Genomic DNA, 15104 nt, shown 5'->3' on the forward strand with positions numbered 1-15104 from the left:
GGAGGGACACCGGCGGCGCTGCCGGATGCCGCAGCGGGGCGTGCGGGTTCGCGCAAAAGAGTTGCGGGTCGGGGCTTGGACAGCGGGCGAGCGCCTGCCACACACTAGCGCAGACGCGGTGGGAGGAACGCCGCGGCGGCTGCCGGCTCCTCAGAGCCGGTTCATCCTGGGGAGGAACACCGTGAAGACCGCCATCGCCATCACCCTGTCGGCCGCCGCGCTGGCCTTGTGCGCCGCCGGCCCGGCCGCGGCCGACACGAGCGACAAGACCATCGCGCTGTCGAACAACTATGCCGGCAACTCCTGGCGCCAGGCCATGCTGACGAGCTGGAAGAAGATCACCGACAAGGCGGTGGCCGACGGCGTGGTGAAGAGCGCCGAGGCCTTCACGACCGCCGAGAACCAGGCGACCGAGCAGGCCGCGCAGATCCAGAACATGATCCTGCAGGGCTACAGCGCGATCGTCGTCAACTCCGCCTCGCCGACCGCGCTCAACGGCGCGATCAAGGAGGCCTGCGACGCCGGCATCGTGGTGGTGAGCTTCGACGGCATCGTCACCGAGCCCTGCGCGTGGCGCGTGGCGGTGGACTTCCGCAAGATGGGCGAGGGGCAGCTCGACTATCTCGCCAAGCGCTATCCCGACGGCGGCAACCTCCTGGAGATCCGGGGTCTGGCCGGCACCTCGGTCGATACCGAGATCCACGAGGGCATCGCCAAGGGCGTCGAGGCGCATCCCAAGTTCAAGATCGTCTCCTCGGTCCAGGGCGACTGGACGCAGACCGTCGCGCAGAAGTCGGTCGCGGGCGTCCTGCCGAGCCTGCCGGAGGTCGTGGGCGTCGTGACGCAGGGCGGCGACGGCTTCGGCGCGGCCGAGGCCTTCAAGGCGGCCGGACGACCGACGCCGACCATCATCCTCGGCAACCGCGAGGACGAGCTGCGCTGGTGGAAGGCGCAGAAGGACGCGTCGAACTACGAGACCATGTCGGTCTCGATCGCGCCGGGTGTCTCGACGCTGGCCTTCTGGGTCGCCCAGCAGATCCTCGACGGGCAGGAGGTGCCCAAGGACCTCGTGGTGCCCTTCCTGTCGATCGACCAGGCCAGCCTCGAAACGTCGCTGAAGACCACCGAGGCAGGCGGCGTCGCCAATGTCGAGTACTCGCAGGACGACGCCAAGAAGGTGATCGCCGGCTCGGCGAAGTAGGGCCGACCGTTCGGCTCTTCAGGGTTCCGGACGCCCGCCGGGCGCTCCGGGGCCTTGCCACGATCTTCCCACGAGAGACCCGCCCGCATGTCCGCGACCTCGCCGCCCATCGTTCGCCTCGTCGGCGTGCGCAAGAGCTTCGGCGCCGTGCGGGCGTTGGGCGGGGTCGACCTCGACCTTCGGGCCGGCGAGTGCCTGGGGCTCGCGGGTCACAACGGGGCGGGCAAGTCGACGCTGATGCAGGTCCTGGCCGGCAACCTGCGACCCGACGAGGGACGGCTCGAGATCGAGGGCGTGGACGGGGCGGGGCGCCACAGCGTGGCGCGGGCGAAGGAGGCGGGCATCGCCTGCGTCTTCCAGGAGCTTTCGCTCTGCCCGAACCTCTCGGTCCTGGAGAACGCGCGCGTGCGCCAGCGCGCGCTGAGCGGCTTCGGCTGGCGCGCGAGAGCGGCGCGGCTGATCGGCGAGCGGCTCGACGCGATCTTCCCCGGCCACGGCATCGGGCCGGACGAACTCGTCTCGGATCTCTCGCTCGGCCAGCGCCAGATGGTGGAGATCGCGAGCGTGTTCGCGGCCGGCGAGGGGTTGCGCCTCGTGATCCTCGACGAGCCGACCTCGTCGCTGGATGCGAGCGTGGCGGCACAGCTCCTCGCCTACGTGCGCCGCTTCGTCGATGGCGGCGGCACGATCATCCTGATCTCGCATATCCTCGGAGAGATCCTGTCGACCTGCGACCGCATCGCGGTGATGAGCGACGGACGCGTCGTGGACCTTCGCGCGGCCGGCGACTTCACCCGTCACAGCCTCGTCGAAAGCATGGGCCATGTGGCGGGCGGCGAGGAAGCCGTGGCGGTCGGGCAGGAAGCCGCACGCAGCACCGCGCCCGTGGTCGCCGAGGCGGGAACGCCCAAGGGCGGCCCCGTGCGCCTCGAGGCGCGGCGCGGCGAAATCGTCGGGCTCGCGGGTCTCGCCGGCCACGGGCAGACCGCGCTTCTCGTGCTCCTCCAGAACGCGGCGCACCATCGATCCCGCTGGGCGCGCGTTGCGGGGCGCACGGCCTTCGTGGCCGGCGACCGGCAGAGCGACGGCGTCTTTCCGCTCTGGTCGATCGGCGAGAACGTGACCGTGCGCTCGCTGGCGAGGCTCACGCGCTTCGGGCTCATCGACGGGGCGAAGGCGCGGGCGCTCGAGGAGAGCTGGCGCCGGCGCATCGCGATCCGCACGCCCGACATGGGCGAGAACATCCTGACCCTGTCGGGCGGCAACCAGCAGAAGGCGCTGTTTGCCCGGGCGCTCGCCTCGGACGCCGAGATCGTCCTCATGGACGACCCCATGCGCGGCGTCGACATCGGCACCAAGCAGGAGGTCTACGCCCTGATCCGCGCCGAGGCCGAAAAGGGCCGGACCTTCATCTGGTACACGACGGAGTTCGACGAGCTGAAGAGCTGCGACCACATCTACGTCTTCCGCTCCGGGCGCATCGTGGCGGACCTGTCGCGCGCCGAGCTGTCGGAACAGCGCATCCTCCAGTCCTCGTTCGACGAGGCCGCATGAGCCCCCGTCTCCTGCGCGCGCTCCTGCCGCCGGTCTCGCTGGTTCTGATCCTCGCGGTGATCTTCCTGATCCAGCCGCGCGCGATGAGCTATCTCGGCCTCAACCTGATGCTCAACCTCGCGCTGCCGATCGCGCTCGCCACGATCGCGCAACTCTGCGTCATCACGGTCAACGACCTCGACCTCTCGATCGGCGCCTTCGTCAGCCTCGTCGCCTGCGTCGGGGCGACGCTCCTGCCCACGACGCCGCTGCTCGGCACCGGGGTGCTTCTCGCGCTCATCGCGGTCTATGCCGGGCTCGGCGCGCTGATTCATTGGCGAGACCTGCCCTCGATCGTGGTGACGCTCGGCATGAGCTTCGTCTGGCTGGGTCTGGCCGTCCTGCTCCTGCCCTCGCCGGGCGGCTCGGCGCCGGGCTGGCTGTCGGGGCTCGTGAAGCTCAAGACGCCGCTCGTGCCCTTCGCGATCCTGGCGAGCGCGGCGCTGGCGCTCCTCGTCCACCTCTTTCTCATGCGCTCCTCGGTGGGCGTCGTCCTGCGGGGCGCGGGCGGCAACGCGCAGGCGCTCCGGCGCGCGGGTTGGTCGCTCCTCCGCGTCAAGATCGCGATGTACGCGCTGGCGGGCTTCTTCGGCGTCCTGTCGGGCCTCTGTCTCGTCGGGCTCACGACCTCGGCCGACGCCAACATCGCGCTCCGCTACACGTTGCTCTCGATCGCGGGCGTGATCCTGGGAGGAGGCGAGTTCACGGGCGGGCGCGTCTCGCCGGTCGGCGCGGTGATCGGCGCGCTGACGCTGACGCTCGCCGGCTCGCTTCTCTCCTTCCTGCGCATCTCGCCCGACTGGCAGATCGGGGCTCAGGGGGCGATCCTGATCGTGGTGCTGGCGCTGCGCGCGCTGGTCAACCAGACCGAGAGGAGGATGGCATGAGCACGGCACTGCCCCGCCGCCCCCGCGCGATCGGCTCCGCCCCATGGGCTTTCTCGTTCGTCGGCGCGGGGCTGATCCTCGCCGCGACGCTTGCGTTCACGGGCGGCGTCGGCGCGGGACAGATCCTGTCGACCGCGCTCACCTTCGCGACCATGTACGTGATCGTCGGCCTCGGGCAGATGTTCGTGATCACCACCGGCCCCGGCAATGTCGACCTGTCGATTCCCGCCATCATCGCGCTCGCGGGCACGGTCTCCATGGTGGTGATGGGCGAGAGCGACGCGCGCATCGCGCTGGGGCTGGCGAGCGCGCTCGGCGTCGGGATCGCGGTCGGCTGCTTCAACTACGCGCTGATCCGCCTCCTCTCGATCCCGCCCATCATCGCGACGCTTTCGGCGAGCTTCCTCGTCCAGTCCACCGCGATCGCCTATGGGCGCGGCCTGCGGGTGCGCCCGCCCGAGGGCTTCGCGGCCTTCGCCACGGGGCGCGTCCTCGGCATCCCGTATCTGGCGATCGCAACGCTCGTCCTTTCCGCGCTGATGGCGGTTCTCCTCCACCGGACGGTCTACGGACGGTCGGTCTCGGCGATCGGCCAGAACGGGCGCGCGGCGGGCCTTGCCGGCATCCGGGTCGATCGCGTGCGCTTCCTCACCTACGTCCTGTCGGCGGCGCTGGCGGGATTGTGCGGCGCGGGCCTCTCGGGCTTCTCGGGCGGCTCCTCGCTCAACATGGGAGAGGAATACCTTCTGGCCTCGATCGCCGTGGTCGTGGTGGGAGGCTCGTCGGTCTCGGGCGGCCGGTCCAACGTCGCGGGCCTTTGGGGGGCCTCGCTCTTCCTCTACCTGCTGGTGACCATGCTCAACACCTTCGGTGTCGGCGCGGGCCTGCGCCTTCTTCTGACGGGCGTCATCATCGTCGCCATCATCACGCTGGCTGGCGGGCGGCGCGGCGAGCGCGCCTGACGCGAAAGGCCGTCGGCGCCTAGCGCTCCTGGTCGGCCGTCTCGGCGTCGTAGCCCGCATGCCAGGAGATGCCGTCGGCGCTGCGCGAACGATAGGGGTTGTCGTGGCGGTTCACGCGGCGCCGCGCGGCCTCCCGCCCTTCCCGCCGGACGGTCTCGTCGCGCGTCATGCGCGCGGTCTCGGAAAAGCTTGCGCCATAGGTGTCGAGCATCGCGTTCTCCCTTGTTTTCGTTGGGCGAAGCGTCGCGCAGGCGCCTTGATCAAACCTGAATCGCCGATGGTGCGTCGCACCGAAACGGCGCCCGCACTGCGACAGCGCACCTCAGGGCTGGCGCAGGAATTCCAGCGCGATCAGCACCGAGCCGACGACGCCGAGGACGATCACCACCACGGCGAGCGCCAGGACGAGGCGTCGGGCCAGGCGGTGGGACCGGGGTTCTGCCATGACATCTCCAAGCGGGCGGGGCGGTCCGGCCGGGCCGGTCCGTGTGTGAGCGGCTTCTTGTCCGAATTCGTGGCCGGGAGAGTCAACCGCCCTTCGTCGGGCGCGACACGGTAAGCGGGCGCCGAGCGCCCGCGCCGTCCCGCCCTCGTCTCGCCGAGGCGCTTCGTTCAGTGCTTCGCCGCGTCGTTCGCGGCCTCGTGCTCGGCCCGCGCACCGGCCCCCGCATCAAAGCCGACCTGAAGGAGGACCGCCCGGATCAGCTTGGAAAGGAGCCCGTTGCCGAGGCCGCGCGCCAGTCCTTCCGCCTCGATCAGGAGAAGCGCGACACGCTCCAGCGGCGAGGCCGCCGAGGCGGGCTCGGGCACCGCGACCACGATAAAGGTCGCGGGGGCGGCGGAGCTTTCCCCGTCCGCGCGCCGCGAGCGAAGAAAGCGAACGGTCGCAACCCCGCCGAGCGCGCTGTGGATGCGGCAGACGAAGGCGTGGTGCCGCGCCAGCGGCGCCTCGGCCAGCAGGAGGCCGCGGACCGCGGCACGGTCCTCCGGCACGATCACGGAGAGGAGATCGGGGACGCTGTCGAGCTGGTACGAGGCGTCCAGGCCATGGCAGAAGCGGCGAAAGCCGAGATCCGCGTCGAGCGCGCCGGTGCGGGCGTCGACTGTTACGAGCCCGATCACGAACGGGTCGTCGGCGGGGCGGATCGGGTCGGGCAGGGATATGGCGCAGGCACTCACGAGGTGATCACAGCCTTGTTGTCCCTGATCCAGGCGAGGCGCAGCTTGGTCGAGAGAAGGGCGTTCAGGGTTTCGGCCGGGGCGAGATCGCTCTCGCGCGGCAGGGCGTTGCCCATCATCGCGATCTCCAGGAGGCACATGTCCAGGAGGCGCTTGGCGAAGGGGAGGCGCAGTTCCGCCGCCTGGTCGCGGCATTCCGAGACCGCGACGAGCAGGCGGTCGACCTCGCGTTCCTCCAACTGGCTCATGCCCGCGCCATCCCGCTCGACGTCTCGAACACGCCGGGCTTGTGCCATTGTCCCTCGGGACGCACGGTCAGGTACGGGTCGCCGCCGATCGCGACCGCGTCCTCGCTCGGCTCGATCTCGTCGATCATCTCCAGAACGGCGTAGCCGGCCAGGTCGAACGGGGCGCCGTTGTCCTTCATGCGGAAGCCGAAGCGCTTCCAGAAGGGCAGGAGTTCCTCCTTGGCATGGCCGTACAACTTGCGATAACCCTTGGCCCGGCACAGGTCCACGCTCGCGCGAACCAGGTCGAAGGCGATCGTCGAGCGACGGTACTCCTTGCGCACGGCAAGGCGTTCCATCTTCGCGAAGTCACCGAAGAAGCGAATCCGCATGCAGCCCGCCGGCTCGCCCCGAACGCTGTAGAGGAGGTGGGTCGCGGCAAAATCGTTGCCGTCGAACTGCTCCGCGAAGGGGAAGGTCTGCTCGCCCAGGAACACGGCCGAGCGGATGGCGGCGATCTTCAGGAAGTCGTCCAGCCCGTGGACGACCGTGATTCCGGTCCGCTCGCCCTGGGGATCGAACGTATCGAAGCGAGGCGCCGCCGCGGGCGGGGCCGGATCGGAAAGATCGGAATGTAGGTTTTCCTGACGAAACGTCGGCATGGGCGTCCCCCTTGGCTTCCTGGACGCCGCCGAACCTATTGAACCGAAGCCGCCGTGGATTTTCCCAATCCGAACACAGGGCGTTCAGCAGATGGAACACCTCCCCCAGAACGTGGACTGGGACAGCGTCAAGGTCTTCCTGGCCGTCGCCGACAGCCGAAGCTTCCGGCAGGCTTCCGCCGAGCTCGGCCGGGGCATCAACACGCTGCGGTCCACGATCGAGCGCCTGGAGGACCAGCTCGGCTTCCGACTGTTCTACCGGGAAACGGAGGGCACGCGCCTGACCAACGAGGGACGGCGGCTCGTCGCCTCGGCGCGCGACGTGCAGCGCTCGATTGCCGACATGTGCCGCGTCGCCCAGTCCACCAGCGACACGATGTCGGGCGCGATCCACCTCGCCGTCACCGAGGGCATCGGAACGTTCTGGATCATCCCCCAGCTCGTGGACTTCCTGCGGGGCGAGGGGCGCGACATCAACCTCAACCTCGAATGCGCGCTGCGCTCGGTCGACGTCCTGCGGCTCGAGGCCGACATCTCCATCCAGCTCACCGAGCCGACGGCGCCCGACCTCATCAAGAAGCGCCTGGGCTTCGTCCATCTCTCGATGTTCGCCGGCCGTTCCTATGTCGAGGCGCACGGCCTGCCGACGTCGCTCGCCGATCTCGCCAACCATCGCATCGTCGAGCAGGAAACCGAGCAGTTCGCGGGCTATCGCCTCGCCCAGCTCTTCGGCGAGGAGATCGCGCGCAAGATGGTGCCGCTGCGCACGAACTTCTCGAGCGCCCACTACTGGGCCGTCGCCAAGGGGGCGGGGCTCGGCATGCTGCCGAACTACGCGATCGCGATCGGCGGCGACCTCGTGCCCGTCGACCTCGGCATGAAGATGGGCGTCGAGATCTGGCTCGCCATCCACCCGGAGGTCATCAAGACCGCCCGGCACCGCGTGTTCGTGGACTGGCTGGTGGAGTGCTTCTCGCGCGAGAAGTACCCCTGGTTCGGCAACACGGCGATGCACCCCGACGAGATCGTCGGTCTGCTGCGGTCCTCGGGCGAACTGCGCACCTATTTCGAAGGGTTCACGCCCACGCTCGCCGCGCCCCGGGATGGGCGCCTCCTGGGAAAGGCCGCACCCGACTTAGTGCTGCCGCAAGGCGGTGCTAGCGAGGGTTGAAGGTCGAATCGGTGTCGAAGAGCGATGAGTGACGGGAATGGTTCGGGCGCGGTCGCCCGCTGCCTGCGCAGGCTTCGGGAATCGCATTCCCTGGGCTGCGGCGAGCTCGCCGTCCGCATCGGCGTCACGCCCGAGGGTCTTCACGCGATCGAGACCGGAGCGGTGCGCCCGTCGGCCGCCGTGCTCCTGCGGCTGAGCGAATTCTTCGCGGTCGAACCCGCCTATTTCTTCGGCCCCGCCGTTCCGCTGCCGGATGCCGTCCGGCCGGAGCGCACGGCAGGCGCCGCGGAGGAGCTGGAGCATCTGGACGGCCTCGTCGACCGCGAGACGCTTCGCCTTCTCGCCTCGCTCAGCCGCTCGGCCCGCAAGCTCAAGGGCTGAGCGGCGGGCGCGTTCGCCCCGTCAATGGCCCTGCCGCTCGCATTCGGCCAGAACCATCTCGACCTCCTTCGGGTCGGCCGCCGTCTCGCTGTCGAGGCCGGCTTCCAGCCGGCCCTCGGCGCGTCGGTACTCCTCGCAGCGTCCCGTGCGGGCGAGTTCGGCCGCGCTGTCGGGCGTGAACCAGCGATAGGCGTAGAGCGCGACCGCTCCCACGAACAGGAGCGACAGCGCGATCTTCCAGAAGCGGCGGGACATGGGCGGCCTTCTCGCGGGTTGCGGGAAAGCCATCAACACGCCCTGCCTTTCCCGGATCTGGTTCCGGCAAATAGCTTACCGCTCAAGGGTTGCCCTTGCCGCCATGGGCGCCCACGACCGTGCCGGTCGAGAAGCTGGCGTCGTCGGCCGCCAGCGCGACGTAGAGCGAGGCGAGCTCCGCCGGCTGACCGGCGCGGCCGAGCGGCGTGTCCTGGCCGAACTCGCCCATGGTTCCCTCGATCTGGCCGCCCGCGACCTGGAGCGGTGTCCAGACCGGGCCGGGGGCGACCGCGTTGACGCGGATGCCGCGCTTGGCAAGCTGCTTGGCCATGCCCTTGGTGAGGTTGAGGATGGCGGCCTTGGTGGAGGCGTAGTCGATCAGCTCGATGCCGGGGTCGTAGGAGTTGACCGAGACGGTGTTGATGATCGAGGCGCCCGGCGGCAGGCTGGGAATGGCCGCCTTCGAGAAGCGGAAGACGTGGAAGACGTTGGTCTCGTAGGTCCGCACGAACTGCTCGTCGGAAATCTCGAGGATGTCCTCCTTCGATTGCTGGTAGGCGGCGTTGTTGACGAGAAGGTCGAGCCCGCCGAGCGCTTCCACCGCCCGGCGCACGACCTCCTCGCAGGCCTCCAGCGTCCGGATGTCGGCGGGAAGGGCGACCGCGCGGCGGCCCGCATCCCGGATCAGCCGCACCACGTCCTGCGCGTCCGACTCCTCGTCGGGATGGTAGTTGATGGCGACGTCCGCCCCCTCGCGCGCGAAGGCGATCGCGGCCGCCCGGCCGATGCCGCTGTCGCCGCCCGTCACCAGCGCGCGGCGCCCGTTGAGCCGGCCCGAGCCGCGATAGCTGGTCTCGCCGCAGTCCGGCACGGGATTCATGCGCGACTGGAGGCCCGGCCAAGGCTGCTTCTGTTCGGGAAACGGCTCGCTCGTGTATTTCGTGCGCGGGTCGCTGAGGCGGCGGCCCTCTTCGGGGACTGCGGCCTCCATGGACTGGGCGCCGGCCGGCGAGGCCATCGCCGCCGCGCCGAGAACGGCTCCGCCGAGAATACTACGTCGCGACAGGTTCTGTTCGCTCATGGTCGTGCTCCTCGTGATGCCGGATCGGCCGGGCACGCGGACGCACCGAGCCGCCCGCCTCGTCGAGAACGGGAAAGGAGGGGAGGGGCAATGGTTCCAGCGCGCCTCCAGCCAAAGCCGCTAGGCGCGACACGGAACCGCGTCCGGCAAAAGCGCTTACGCAAAATTCACGATATTCTTGCTTGTACTGATGAAGACAACAAGCAGACCACCCTGCGCGGAAGGTTTATTGGCCGCGACTTCTAAAAGCCGGCAACGCGTCTCGCCGTCGTTTCGATGCATTAAGACGTCACGCGCATAGTATCGGCAGCTTCCTCCTTGCGAGTCGACGATGCCCACCTCCTTTGCCGCCAGCCCGTCGCAGGACGGGGCGTCGACGCCCCCGTTCGAGCGCATCCTCCAGGCGCTGGCGGACCCGGTGCTCTCGCTCGGGCCCGACGGCACGGTCCTTTATGCGAATGCGGCCGCCGAGACGCTGTTCGGCGGCTGGGTGGTGGGCCTTGCCTTCCACGACCTCTTTCCCGCCTACCGTCACGAGCAGGACGCCGCGCGCGAGAACGGCCCGCGTACTCTCGTGACCCAGCAGGACCTCGCCTTTGAGGCGCGCTTCCTGCCGCTCGGCCCGGGCCAGATCGTGGTGACGCTGCGCGCGGCGGAGCCCGCCGCCGGTCCCGCCGCGGAAGCCGCCGAGATCGACGACCTGACGGGGCTCGCCAAGCGCCGCATCTTCCTCGCGCATCTGGCCGCCGCCCTGTCGCAGGACGCCGACGACGCGCCCTTCGCGATCCATTGCCTCGACCTCGATCGTTTCAAGCTCGTCAACGACACGCTGGGCCATGCGATCGGCGACCTTCTCCTGCGCAAGGTCGCCGACCGGATCGTGAGCGCTTGCGGCAAGGGAGACGTCGTGGCGCGCCTGGGCGGCGACGAGTTCGTGGTGCTGCAGCACGGCGCGCGCTCGCAGGCCGAGGCCGAGAAGCTGGCCGCGCGCTTCGTCGATCTCGTCGGGCGGACCTACGTTCTCAGCGGCCACACGGTGAACATCGGCGCCAGCGTCGGAACGGCGCTGCGCGGCGAGCTGACCCAGGCGCGCGACGTCCTGCGCAACGGCGACCTTGCGCTCTACGAGGCCAAGCGCGCCGGTCGCGGTCGCTTCCGCCTCTTCCAGCCGGGCATGGACACGCTCCTGCACGAGCGGCGCGAGATGGAGATCGACCTCCGTCGCGCGCTCGCGCTCAAGCAGTTCGAGCTGCACTACCAGCCGTTTATCGATCTCGCGACCGACGAGGTGATCGGCTTCGAGGCGCTTCTGCGCTGGCGCCATCCCGTTCGCGGGAACGTGCCGCCGCTCGCCTTCATCCCGCTGGCCGAGGAGAACGGCCTGATCGTCAAGATCGGCGAATGGGTGCTGCGCACCGCCTGCCTGCAGGCCGCCTCCTGGCCGGGCGACCGGGTTGTCGCGGTCAACGTCTCGCCGCTCCAGTTCAAGGCCGACACGCTGCTCGAAACGGTGCGAGCCGCTCTGGAGCGCGCGAACCTGCCCGCTCGTCGCCTCGAGCTCGAGATCACCGAGGGCGCGCTTCTCGACAACACCGAAAACGTCCTGGCGACGCTGAATGCCCTGCGGGATCTCGGCGTCATGATCTCGATGGACGACTTCGGCACGGGCTACTCGTCGTTGAGCTACCTGCAGAAGTTTCCCTTCAGCAAGATCAAGATCGACCGCTCCTTCGTAGCCGGCGCGAATGCCGACAGCGAGGCGATCCTGCGCGCCGTCGCCAGCCTTGGCACGAGCCTCGGCATGGCCATCACGGCGGAAGGCGTCGAGACCGCCGAGCAGCTCGCCCGCATCCGGGGCGAGCGCTGCACCCATGTCCAGGGATACCTGACGGGCCGCCCCATGGCACCCGACCGGATCGCCGACTTCCTCGCCCGACCCGACGCCCACGCCCCGCTGGAGGACACCGCCGCATGACCGCCGACCTGCATCGCCTCGTCTACTACAGCCGCAACCATGTCGAGGGCACCGATGCGACCCTCGACCGGGAGATTGGCGACATCCTCGCCAAGAGCCAGCACAACAACCGGCGCGACGGAATCACCGGCGCGCTCCTGTTCAACGCGGGCTGCTTCGCGCAGGTGCTGGAAGGGCCGCTCGGCGCGGTCGAGGCCGCGTTCGAGCGCATCCAGCAGGACGAGCGCCACGGCGACGTGTCGCTTCTGGCACTGGAGCGAATCGAGGCGCGCAGCTTTCCGAACTGGGCAATGGGCTTCGTCGGCGCCTCGCAACACGACGCCGGCCGGTTCGACGCGATCGGCTCCGCGAGCGGCTTCGATCCCGCGCGTCTCGATGGTGAAGCGATCCACAGCCTCCTGCGCGACCTCGCGGTCGAGGAAGAAGGGATACGGCATTGAAAGACAAGGCGCCGCCGCGCCAGGGCGGTGGCGATGTCCGTTCTGACCGAGAAACGGCTTCAAACCCCAATTCGAGTTAGGGGGCATGCACCCGCAATCACGGGATGTGCGGGAGGTTTCCTCCTGGGGTGGTGAGGCGGGACCATGGATCAGTCGGTGGGATCATTCCCCGGTGATCGATTGCGACGCCTGGAGATATATCGTCATGCGGACGCAGGACCTCTGGGTTCGAGCACCAAGAGCGCAAGGCGGCCGAGCACGATTGCGCCGATCGATCGTGAGGCGCGGCCGGCTTTTCGTTCTTTCGTGATGTGACGCGGGGAAAGGGCGAGGCATCCGCGCCGAAGCGGAATAGGGTGTTTCGCCATCCCGGAACATCCTCGAAACCCCGCGAGCGGGAAACCCCCTTCCGAGCGCAGGGTGGCTAGACCCGCAGCGCGAAGACGATCATCCCGCGTTTCGGACCCTCGCGCGGGAAGTTGGATACGTATATGTCTGCGTGCGACGCCTGACGTGCGAGCGGATCCATCCCGCCGTATGCTCGCGCCCATCTCACCAAACCCGATCTGGACGCGCATGCGTTCGGACCTTTCGAAAATCAGGACGATACGTTGAAGATAGACAAGGACTTCACCGACCGGCGTCAGGCGGCAAAGGACGCCAAGGCTGCGCTGCTGGAGAAGATGAAGGCCAAGCAGAACGATCCCGCGCTTCTGGCTCGCCGGGCCGAACACGCCGCCGTCGTGGCGGCCCGCGAGGAGCGCGAGGCGGCCAAGCGCCGGCAGCGTGAAGAAGAGGAGGCACGCCGACAGGTCGAGCTGGAAGCCGAGCGGGCCGCCGCCGAGGAGAAGGCAGCCCAGTCCGCCGCTTCCGAGCAGGATCGACTGATCGCGAAGGCACTCGAAGATCAGGCCGCGCAGAAGGCCAAGCGCGACGCGCGCTACGCCGCACGCCAGAACCGCAAATCCTGATCGTCTCCGCAAGGAGGGATCGAGCCGCGTCGGCTCGGTGCGGGCGGAGGACGGGAATGCCCTCGAGCCTCGAGGTGCCTTTCCCGGCCCGCCCGGCGCGCCTTTTCAGGGCGAACCACCTCGACTGGTGCTAACCTTATGAAACCGGCCCGGACCGCTTGCGAACCTTCCGGTCCGGCTTCCGGCCGAGGGCAAACCCGATGCCCGGGAAGTGGTTCAACCCGCGCCAACCTCGTTGCTGATGGACGCGCATATCAAGCGCCGGCTCGTCGACCTCCCCGCGCGGCCCATTCTTTGTCGTGAACCAAGTCACGCCCCCAACCCGGAGCGGTGCCGGCGTTGCATCGCCGCCATGCCCTCTGGGACGAGTTCGTCATGGTTCTCACGGGCGAGGTCACGCTTGCCCATGACGGCGGCGAGACGATCCTGCTGCCGGGCATGTGCGCGGGGTTCCCCAACGGGTACAGCGCATCACCCGGTCAACCATTCCGGCAACGTCACAAACTACCTCGAGGTCCGAAACCGGCAAGCCGGCGACAGCATCAGCTACCCCCGAAACGACCTCCTCGCCGTTCGATTCGATGCCGCGTGGCTGTTCACCCTCACGCAGGCGTAGGGCGACCGCTTTGAGATGGCATGTGTCGCCTTGCGAGCGTTCGGCTTTGGTCTATCCCGTTGAAAAACGCATTATTGAGGCGGAGAGGGTCGGCGAGTTCTCGCGCTCGGCGGTGGTGGTGAAGCGGCTTGCTTCGTCCTTAGGCGAGTTTGGGTGCCGGTGCCGGGATCAGCTTGGCCGACTTCCAAAGGTTCCAAGCCGCGGCGAGATGGAACTCGTCGCGGCGCGACAACGCCTGCGTAGTCGCAGCCGATCGAGCTTCAGGATTCGTTTGAGGTGCGCAAACGGCATCTCGACCTTCGTGTGCTGCCGCTTCGAGGTTCGTCCCGGATCGCTCTTCATGATGTCGCGCGCGCCCTCTAAGATCGATCGCGGTACCTTTCGGGCCGGTTGATGCGGGGTGCATTCGGCCTTCAGGTTGCAGGCGTCGCAATCGAACTTGGCTTCCCCGGTCAATCAGGGTGACCCCCTCGTTCACGAGGGTGCCCTTGGTCATCAGCATCCTGACCGCCGGACAAAAGTAGACGTCGCCCTGATGGCCATTGGTGAAAGCGTCGCGCTGGAAGGTGCCGTCCCGCCGCGCCGACTTGGCGAACACGCTGACGTGCGGCTCGTTGCCCTGATCATAAACTAGCCAGCCGAGCATGCCCGCGGAGCCTTAGCACGCGTCGGCGGCAAGACGCGCTGGTTAGAGGTCGAAGCACTCGCGTGTGCGCTCGATCATCCGCTTGGCCACAATGACCTCGGCCTAGCGGATCGCTGTGGTCGGTTCGACATCGACGATGATCTCGTTGTCCGGGTCGATCAGGTAGTTTGTCGCGTAGGCGAAATAGGCAAGGCCGCCATCAGCACCGGTCCAACGGGCGGCGGGATCAACAGGGGAGACGAACTTCGGCAGGACAGGCGCCGCGACGCCGAAGGCGGCGTCGTCGAGAACGGCCAGATACTCCTCAACCGTTCGGCTGGAACCGTTCGGCTGGGTTCCGATGGTGCCGACCAGTCCGCGGGCTCGACGCCCTTCTGCCGACTGGCGTCTGCCCGGATCAGACTACCGTCGACCGCAAAGCCTTCGCCACCAACCAACCCTTCCTCCATGCAGCGCGTCAGCACCGTCGCGAACAAGCAGCGAGGGAGATGGCTGTCGCGGAACCGACCGTGCCGGTTCTTTGGAAAGGTCGAGTGATTTGGCACGTCGCCGTCGAGCCTGAGCCGACAGAACCAACGATAGGTCAAATTCAGATGCACCTCGTCGCACAGACGCCGCTCCGAGCGTATGCCGAAGCAATAGCCTGCGATCAGCATGCGCAGGAGAGACTCTGGATCGATCGAGGACCTACCTGTCGTGCTGTAGAACGGCGCCAACTCACGCCGCATGCTTGACAAGTCAACGACAAGGTCGAGCGAAGGAAGAAGGTGGTTCGCTGACACGTGCCGCTCGATTGGTCTGCCCCCTGAAAAGTGGCCCTCCCTGAAGTAGGCTTTCGAGCCGATGGAGGATGCCCA

At 68.3% G+C, this 15104-nt stretch carries 17 protein-coding genes and 1 pseudogene; 10 read left to right on the plus strand and 8 right to left on the minus strand.

Annotated elements, in window-relative coordinates; genetic code table 11:
• The first annotated feature begins 181 nt into the window (after positions 1 to 181).
• The 4 genes from AUL35_RS11930 (at position 182) to AUL35_RS11945 (ending at position 4643) form a co-directional block, all read left to right on the plus strand.
• Complete coding sequence (locus AUL35_RS11930; protein WP_062015058.1) at positions 182 to 1201, plus strand: ABC transporter substrate-binding protein; 1020 nt, start codon at positions 182 to 184, stop codon at positions 1199 to 1201.
• Positions 1202 to 1288: 87 nt separating this feature from the next.
• Positions 1289 to 2755 (plus strand): sugar ABC transporter ATP-binding protein, encoded by a 1467-nt coding sequence (locus AUL35_RS11935; RefSeq protein ID WP_062015060.1) that lies wholly within the window; start codon positions 1289 to 1291, stop codon positions 2753 to 2755.
• Complete coding sequence (locus AUL35_RS11940) at positions 2752 to 3681, plus strand: ABC transporter permease (protein ID WP_062015062.1); 930 nt, start codon at positions 2752 to 2754, stop codon at positions 3679 to 3681. Before AUL35_RS11935 ends, AUL35_RS11940 begins: the two co-directional genes overlap by 4 nt.
• A complete protein-coding gene (locus tag AUL35_RS11945; protein ID WP_062015064.1) occupies positions 3678 to 4643 on the plus strand; it encodes an ABC transporter permease in 966 nt (321 codons plus the stop codon). The genes AUL35_RS11940 and AUL35_RS11945 overlap by 4 nt, the downstream gene beginning before the upstream one ends.
• 19 nt (positions 4644 to 4662) lie before the next feature.
• Here AUL35_RS11945 and AUL35_RS11950 read toward each other — a convergent pair whose 3' ends face one another.
• The 5 genes from AUL35_RS11950 to AUL35_RS11965 form a co-directional block, all read right to left on the minus strand.
• Positions 4663 to 4854: a hypothetical protein gene (locus tag AUL35_RS11950; protein WP_062015066.1), complete on the minus strand. Its 192-nt coding sequence runs from the start codon at positions 4852 to 4854 to the stop codon at positions 4663 to 4665.
• Between the two features lie 111 nt (positions 4855 to 4965).
• Complete coding sequence (locus tag AUL35_RS23060; RefSeq protein ID WP_280137335.1) at positions 4966 to 5088, minus strand: hypothetical protein; 123 nt, start codon at positions 5086 to 5088, stop codon at positions 4966 to 4968.
• Between the two features lie 167 nt (positions 5089 to 5255).
• The gene (locus AUL35_RS11955) at positions 5256 to 5822 is read right to left on the minus strand and encodes a hypothetical protein (protein WP_062015067.1); all 567 of its coding nucleotides are present in this window, start codon (positions 5820 to 5822) and stop codon (positions 5256 to 5258) included.
• Positions 5819 to 6070 carry a hypothetical protein gene (locus AUL35_RS11960; RefSeq protein ID WP_062015069.1) on the minus strand — a complete coding sequence of 84 codons (252 nt, stop codon included), beginning with the start codon at positions 6068 to 6070 and terminating at the stop codon, positions 5819 to 5821. Before AUL35_RS11960 ends, AUL35_RS11955 begins: the two co-directional genes overlap by 4 nt.
• Positions 6067 to 6711: a GNAT family N-acetyltransferase gene (locus tag AUL35_RS11965; RefSeq protein WP_062015071.1), complete on the minus strand. Its 645-nt coding sequence runs from the start codon at positions 6709 to 6711 to the stop codon at positions 6067 to 6069. Before AUL35_RS11965 ends, AUL35_RS11960 begins: the two co-directional genes overlap by 4 nt.
• Before the next feature lie 91 nt (positions 6712 to 6802).
• On the opposite strand from AUL35_RS11965, the gene AUL35_RS11970 reads away from it, so the two are divergent.
• Together AUL35_RS11970 and AUL35_RS11975 are read left to right on the plus strand one after the other, a co-directional pair.
• The gene (locus AUL35_RS11970; RefSeq protein WP_062015073.1) at positions 6803 to 7882 is read left to right on the plus strand and encodes a LysR family transcriptional regulator; all 1080 of its coding nucleotides are present in this window, start codon (positions 6803 to 6805) and stop codon (positions 7880 to 7882) included.
• Positions 7883 to 7906: 24 nt separating this feature from the next.
• Positions 7907 to 8263 carry a helix-turn-helix domain-containing protein gene (locus AUL35_RS11975; protein WP_062015074.1) on the plus strand — a complete coding sequence of 119 codons (357 nt, stop codon included), beginning with the start codon at positions 7907 to 7909 and terminating at the stop codon, positions 8261 to 8263.
• 21 nt (positions 8264 to 8284) lie between these two features.
• On the opposite strand, the gene AUL35_RS11980 is transcribed toward AUL35_RS11975, so the two are convergent.
• A complete protein-coding gene (locus AUL35_RS11980; protein WP_062015077.1) occupies positions 8285 to 8518 on the minus strand; it encodes a hypothetical protein in 234 nt (77 codons plus the stop codon).
• 82 nt (positions 8519 to 8600) lie between these two features.
• Positions 8601 to 9599, minus strand: a complete 999-nt coding sequence (locus AUL35_RS11985) for an SDR family oxidoreductase (protein ID WP_062015078.1) — start codon at positions 9597 to 9599, stop codon at positions 8601 to 8603.
• 331 nt (positions 9600 to 9930) lie between these two features.
• Between AUL35_RS11985 and AUL35_RS11990 the strand changes: the two genes are divergently transcribed.
• From AUL35_RS11990 to AUL35_RS23195, 4 genes are all read left to right on the plus strand, one after another.
• Positions 9931 to 11574 (plus strand): bifunctional diguanylate cyclase/phosphodiesterase, encoded by a 1644-nt coding sequence (locus AUL35_RS11990; protein ID WP_062015080.1) that lies wholly within the window; start codon positions 9931 to 9933, stop codon positions 11572 to 11574.
• Entirely contained in the window at positions 11571 to 12014 is a 444-nt protein-coding gene (locus AUL35_RS11995) for a BLUF domain-containing protein (RefSeq protein ID WP_062015082.1), read from the plus strand. Before AUL35_RS11990 ends, AUL35_RS11995 begins: the two co-directional genes overlap by 4 nt.
• 611 nt (positions 12015 to 12625) lie before the next feature.
• Complete coding sequence (locus tag AUL35_RS12000) at positions 12626 to 12985, plus strand: DUF6481 family protein (protein WP_062015084.1); 360 nt, start codon at positions 12626 to 12628, stop codon at positions 12983 to 12985.
• Positions 12986 to 13360: 375 nt separating this feature from the next.
• The gene (locus AUL35_RS23195) at positions 13361 to 13615 is read left to right on the plus strand and encodes a hypothetical protein (protein ID WP_374754494.1); all 255 of its coding nucleotides are present in this window, start codon (positions 13361 to 13363) and stop codon (positions 13613 to 13615) included.
• A 125-nt stretch (positions 13616 to 13740) separates the two neighbouring features.
• On the opposite strand, the pseudogene AUL35_RS21635 reads toward AUL35_RS23195, so the two are convergent.
• Positions 13741 to 15092: pseudogene (locus AUL35_RS21635) on the minus strand (transposase).
• Positions 15093 to 15104 lie beyond the last annotated feature (12 nt).

This window comes from Aureimonas sp. AU4 (assembly GCF_001463765.1).
Taxonomy (GTDB): Bacteria; Pseudomonadota; Alphaproteobacteria; order Rhizobiales; family Rhizobiaceae; genus Aureimonas.

What these genes read in the sequence shown, in the direction of transcription:
- AUL35_RS11935 (WP_062015060.1), top strand. Translation starts at nt 1,289, where the DNA reads ATGTCCGCGACCTCGCCGCCCATCGTTCGCCTCGTCGGCGTGCGCAAG.
- AUL35_RS11940 (WP_062015062.1), top strand. Translation starts at nt 2,752, where the DNA reads ATGAGCCCCCGTCTCCTGCGCGCGCTCCTGCCGCCGGTCTCGCTGGTT.
- AUL35_RS11945 (WP_062015064.1), top strand. Translation starts at nt 3,678, where the DNA reads ATGAGCACGGCACTGCCCCGCCGCCCCCGCGCGATCGGCTCCGCCCCA.
- AUL35_RS11950 (WP_062015066.1), bottom strand. Translation starts at nt 4,854, where the DNA reads ATGCTCGACACCTATGGCGCAAGCTTTTCCGAGACCGCGCGCATGACG.
- AUL35_RS23060 (WP_280137335.1), bottom strand. Translation starts at nt 5,088, where the DNA reads ATGGCAGAACCCCGGTCCCACCGCCTGGCCCGACGCCTCGTCCTGGCG.
- AUL35_RS11960 (WP_062015069.1), bottom strand. Translation starts at nt 6,070, where the DNA reads ATGAGCCAGTTGGAGGAACGCGAGGTCGACCGCCTGCTCGTCGCGGTC.
- AUL35_RS11965 (WP_062015071.1), bottom strand. Translation starts at nt 6,711, where the DNA reads ATGCCGACGTTTCGTCAGGAAAACCTACATTCCGATCTTTCCGATCCG.
- AUL35_RS11970 (WP_062015073.1), top strand. Translation starts at nt 6,803, where the DNA reads ATGGAACACCTCCCCCAGAACGTGGACTGGGACAGCGTCAAGGTCTTC.
- AUL35_RS11975 (WP_062015074.1), top strand. Translation starts at nt 7,907, where the DNA reads ATGAGTGACGGGAATGGTTCGGGCGCGGTCGCCCGCTGCCTGCGCAGG.
- AUL35_RS11980 (WP_062015077.1), bottom strand. Translation starts at nt 8,518, where the DNA reads ATGTCCCGCCGCTTCTGGAAGATCGCGCTGTCGCTCCTGTTCGTGGGA.
- AUL35_RS11985 (WP_062015078.1), bottom strand. Translation starts at nt 9,599, where the DNA reads ATGAGCGAACAGAACCTGTCGCGACGTAGTATTCTCGGCGGAGCCGTT.
- AUL35_RS11990 (WP_062015080.1), top strand. Translation starts at nt 9,931, where the DNA reads ATGCCCACCTCCTTTGCCGCCAGCCCGTCGCAGGACGGGGCGTCGACG.
- AUL35_RS11995 (WP_062015082.1), top strand. Translation starts at nt 11,571, where the DNA reads ATGACCGCCGACCTGCATCGCCTCGTCTACTACAGCCGCAACCATGTC.
- AUL35_RS23195 (WP_374754494.1), top strand. Translation starts at nt 13,361, where the DNA reads ATGGTTCTCACGGGCGAGGTCACGCTTGCCCATGACGGCGGCGAGACG.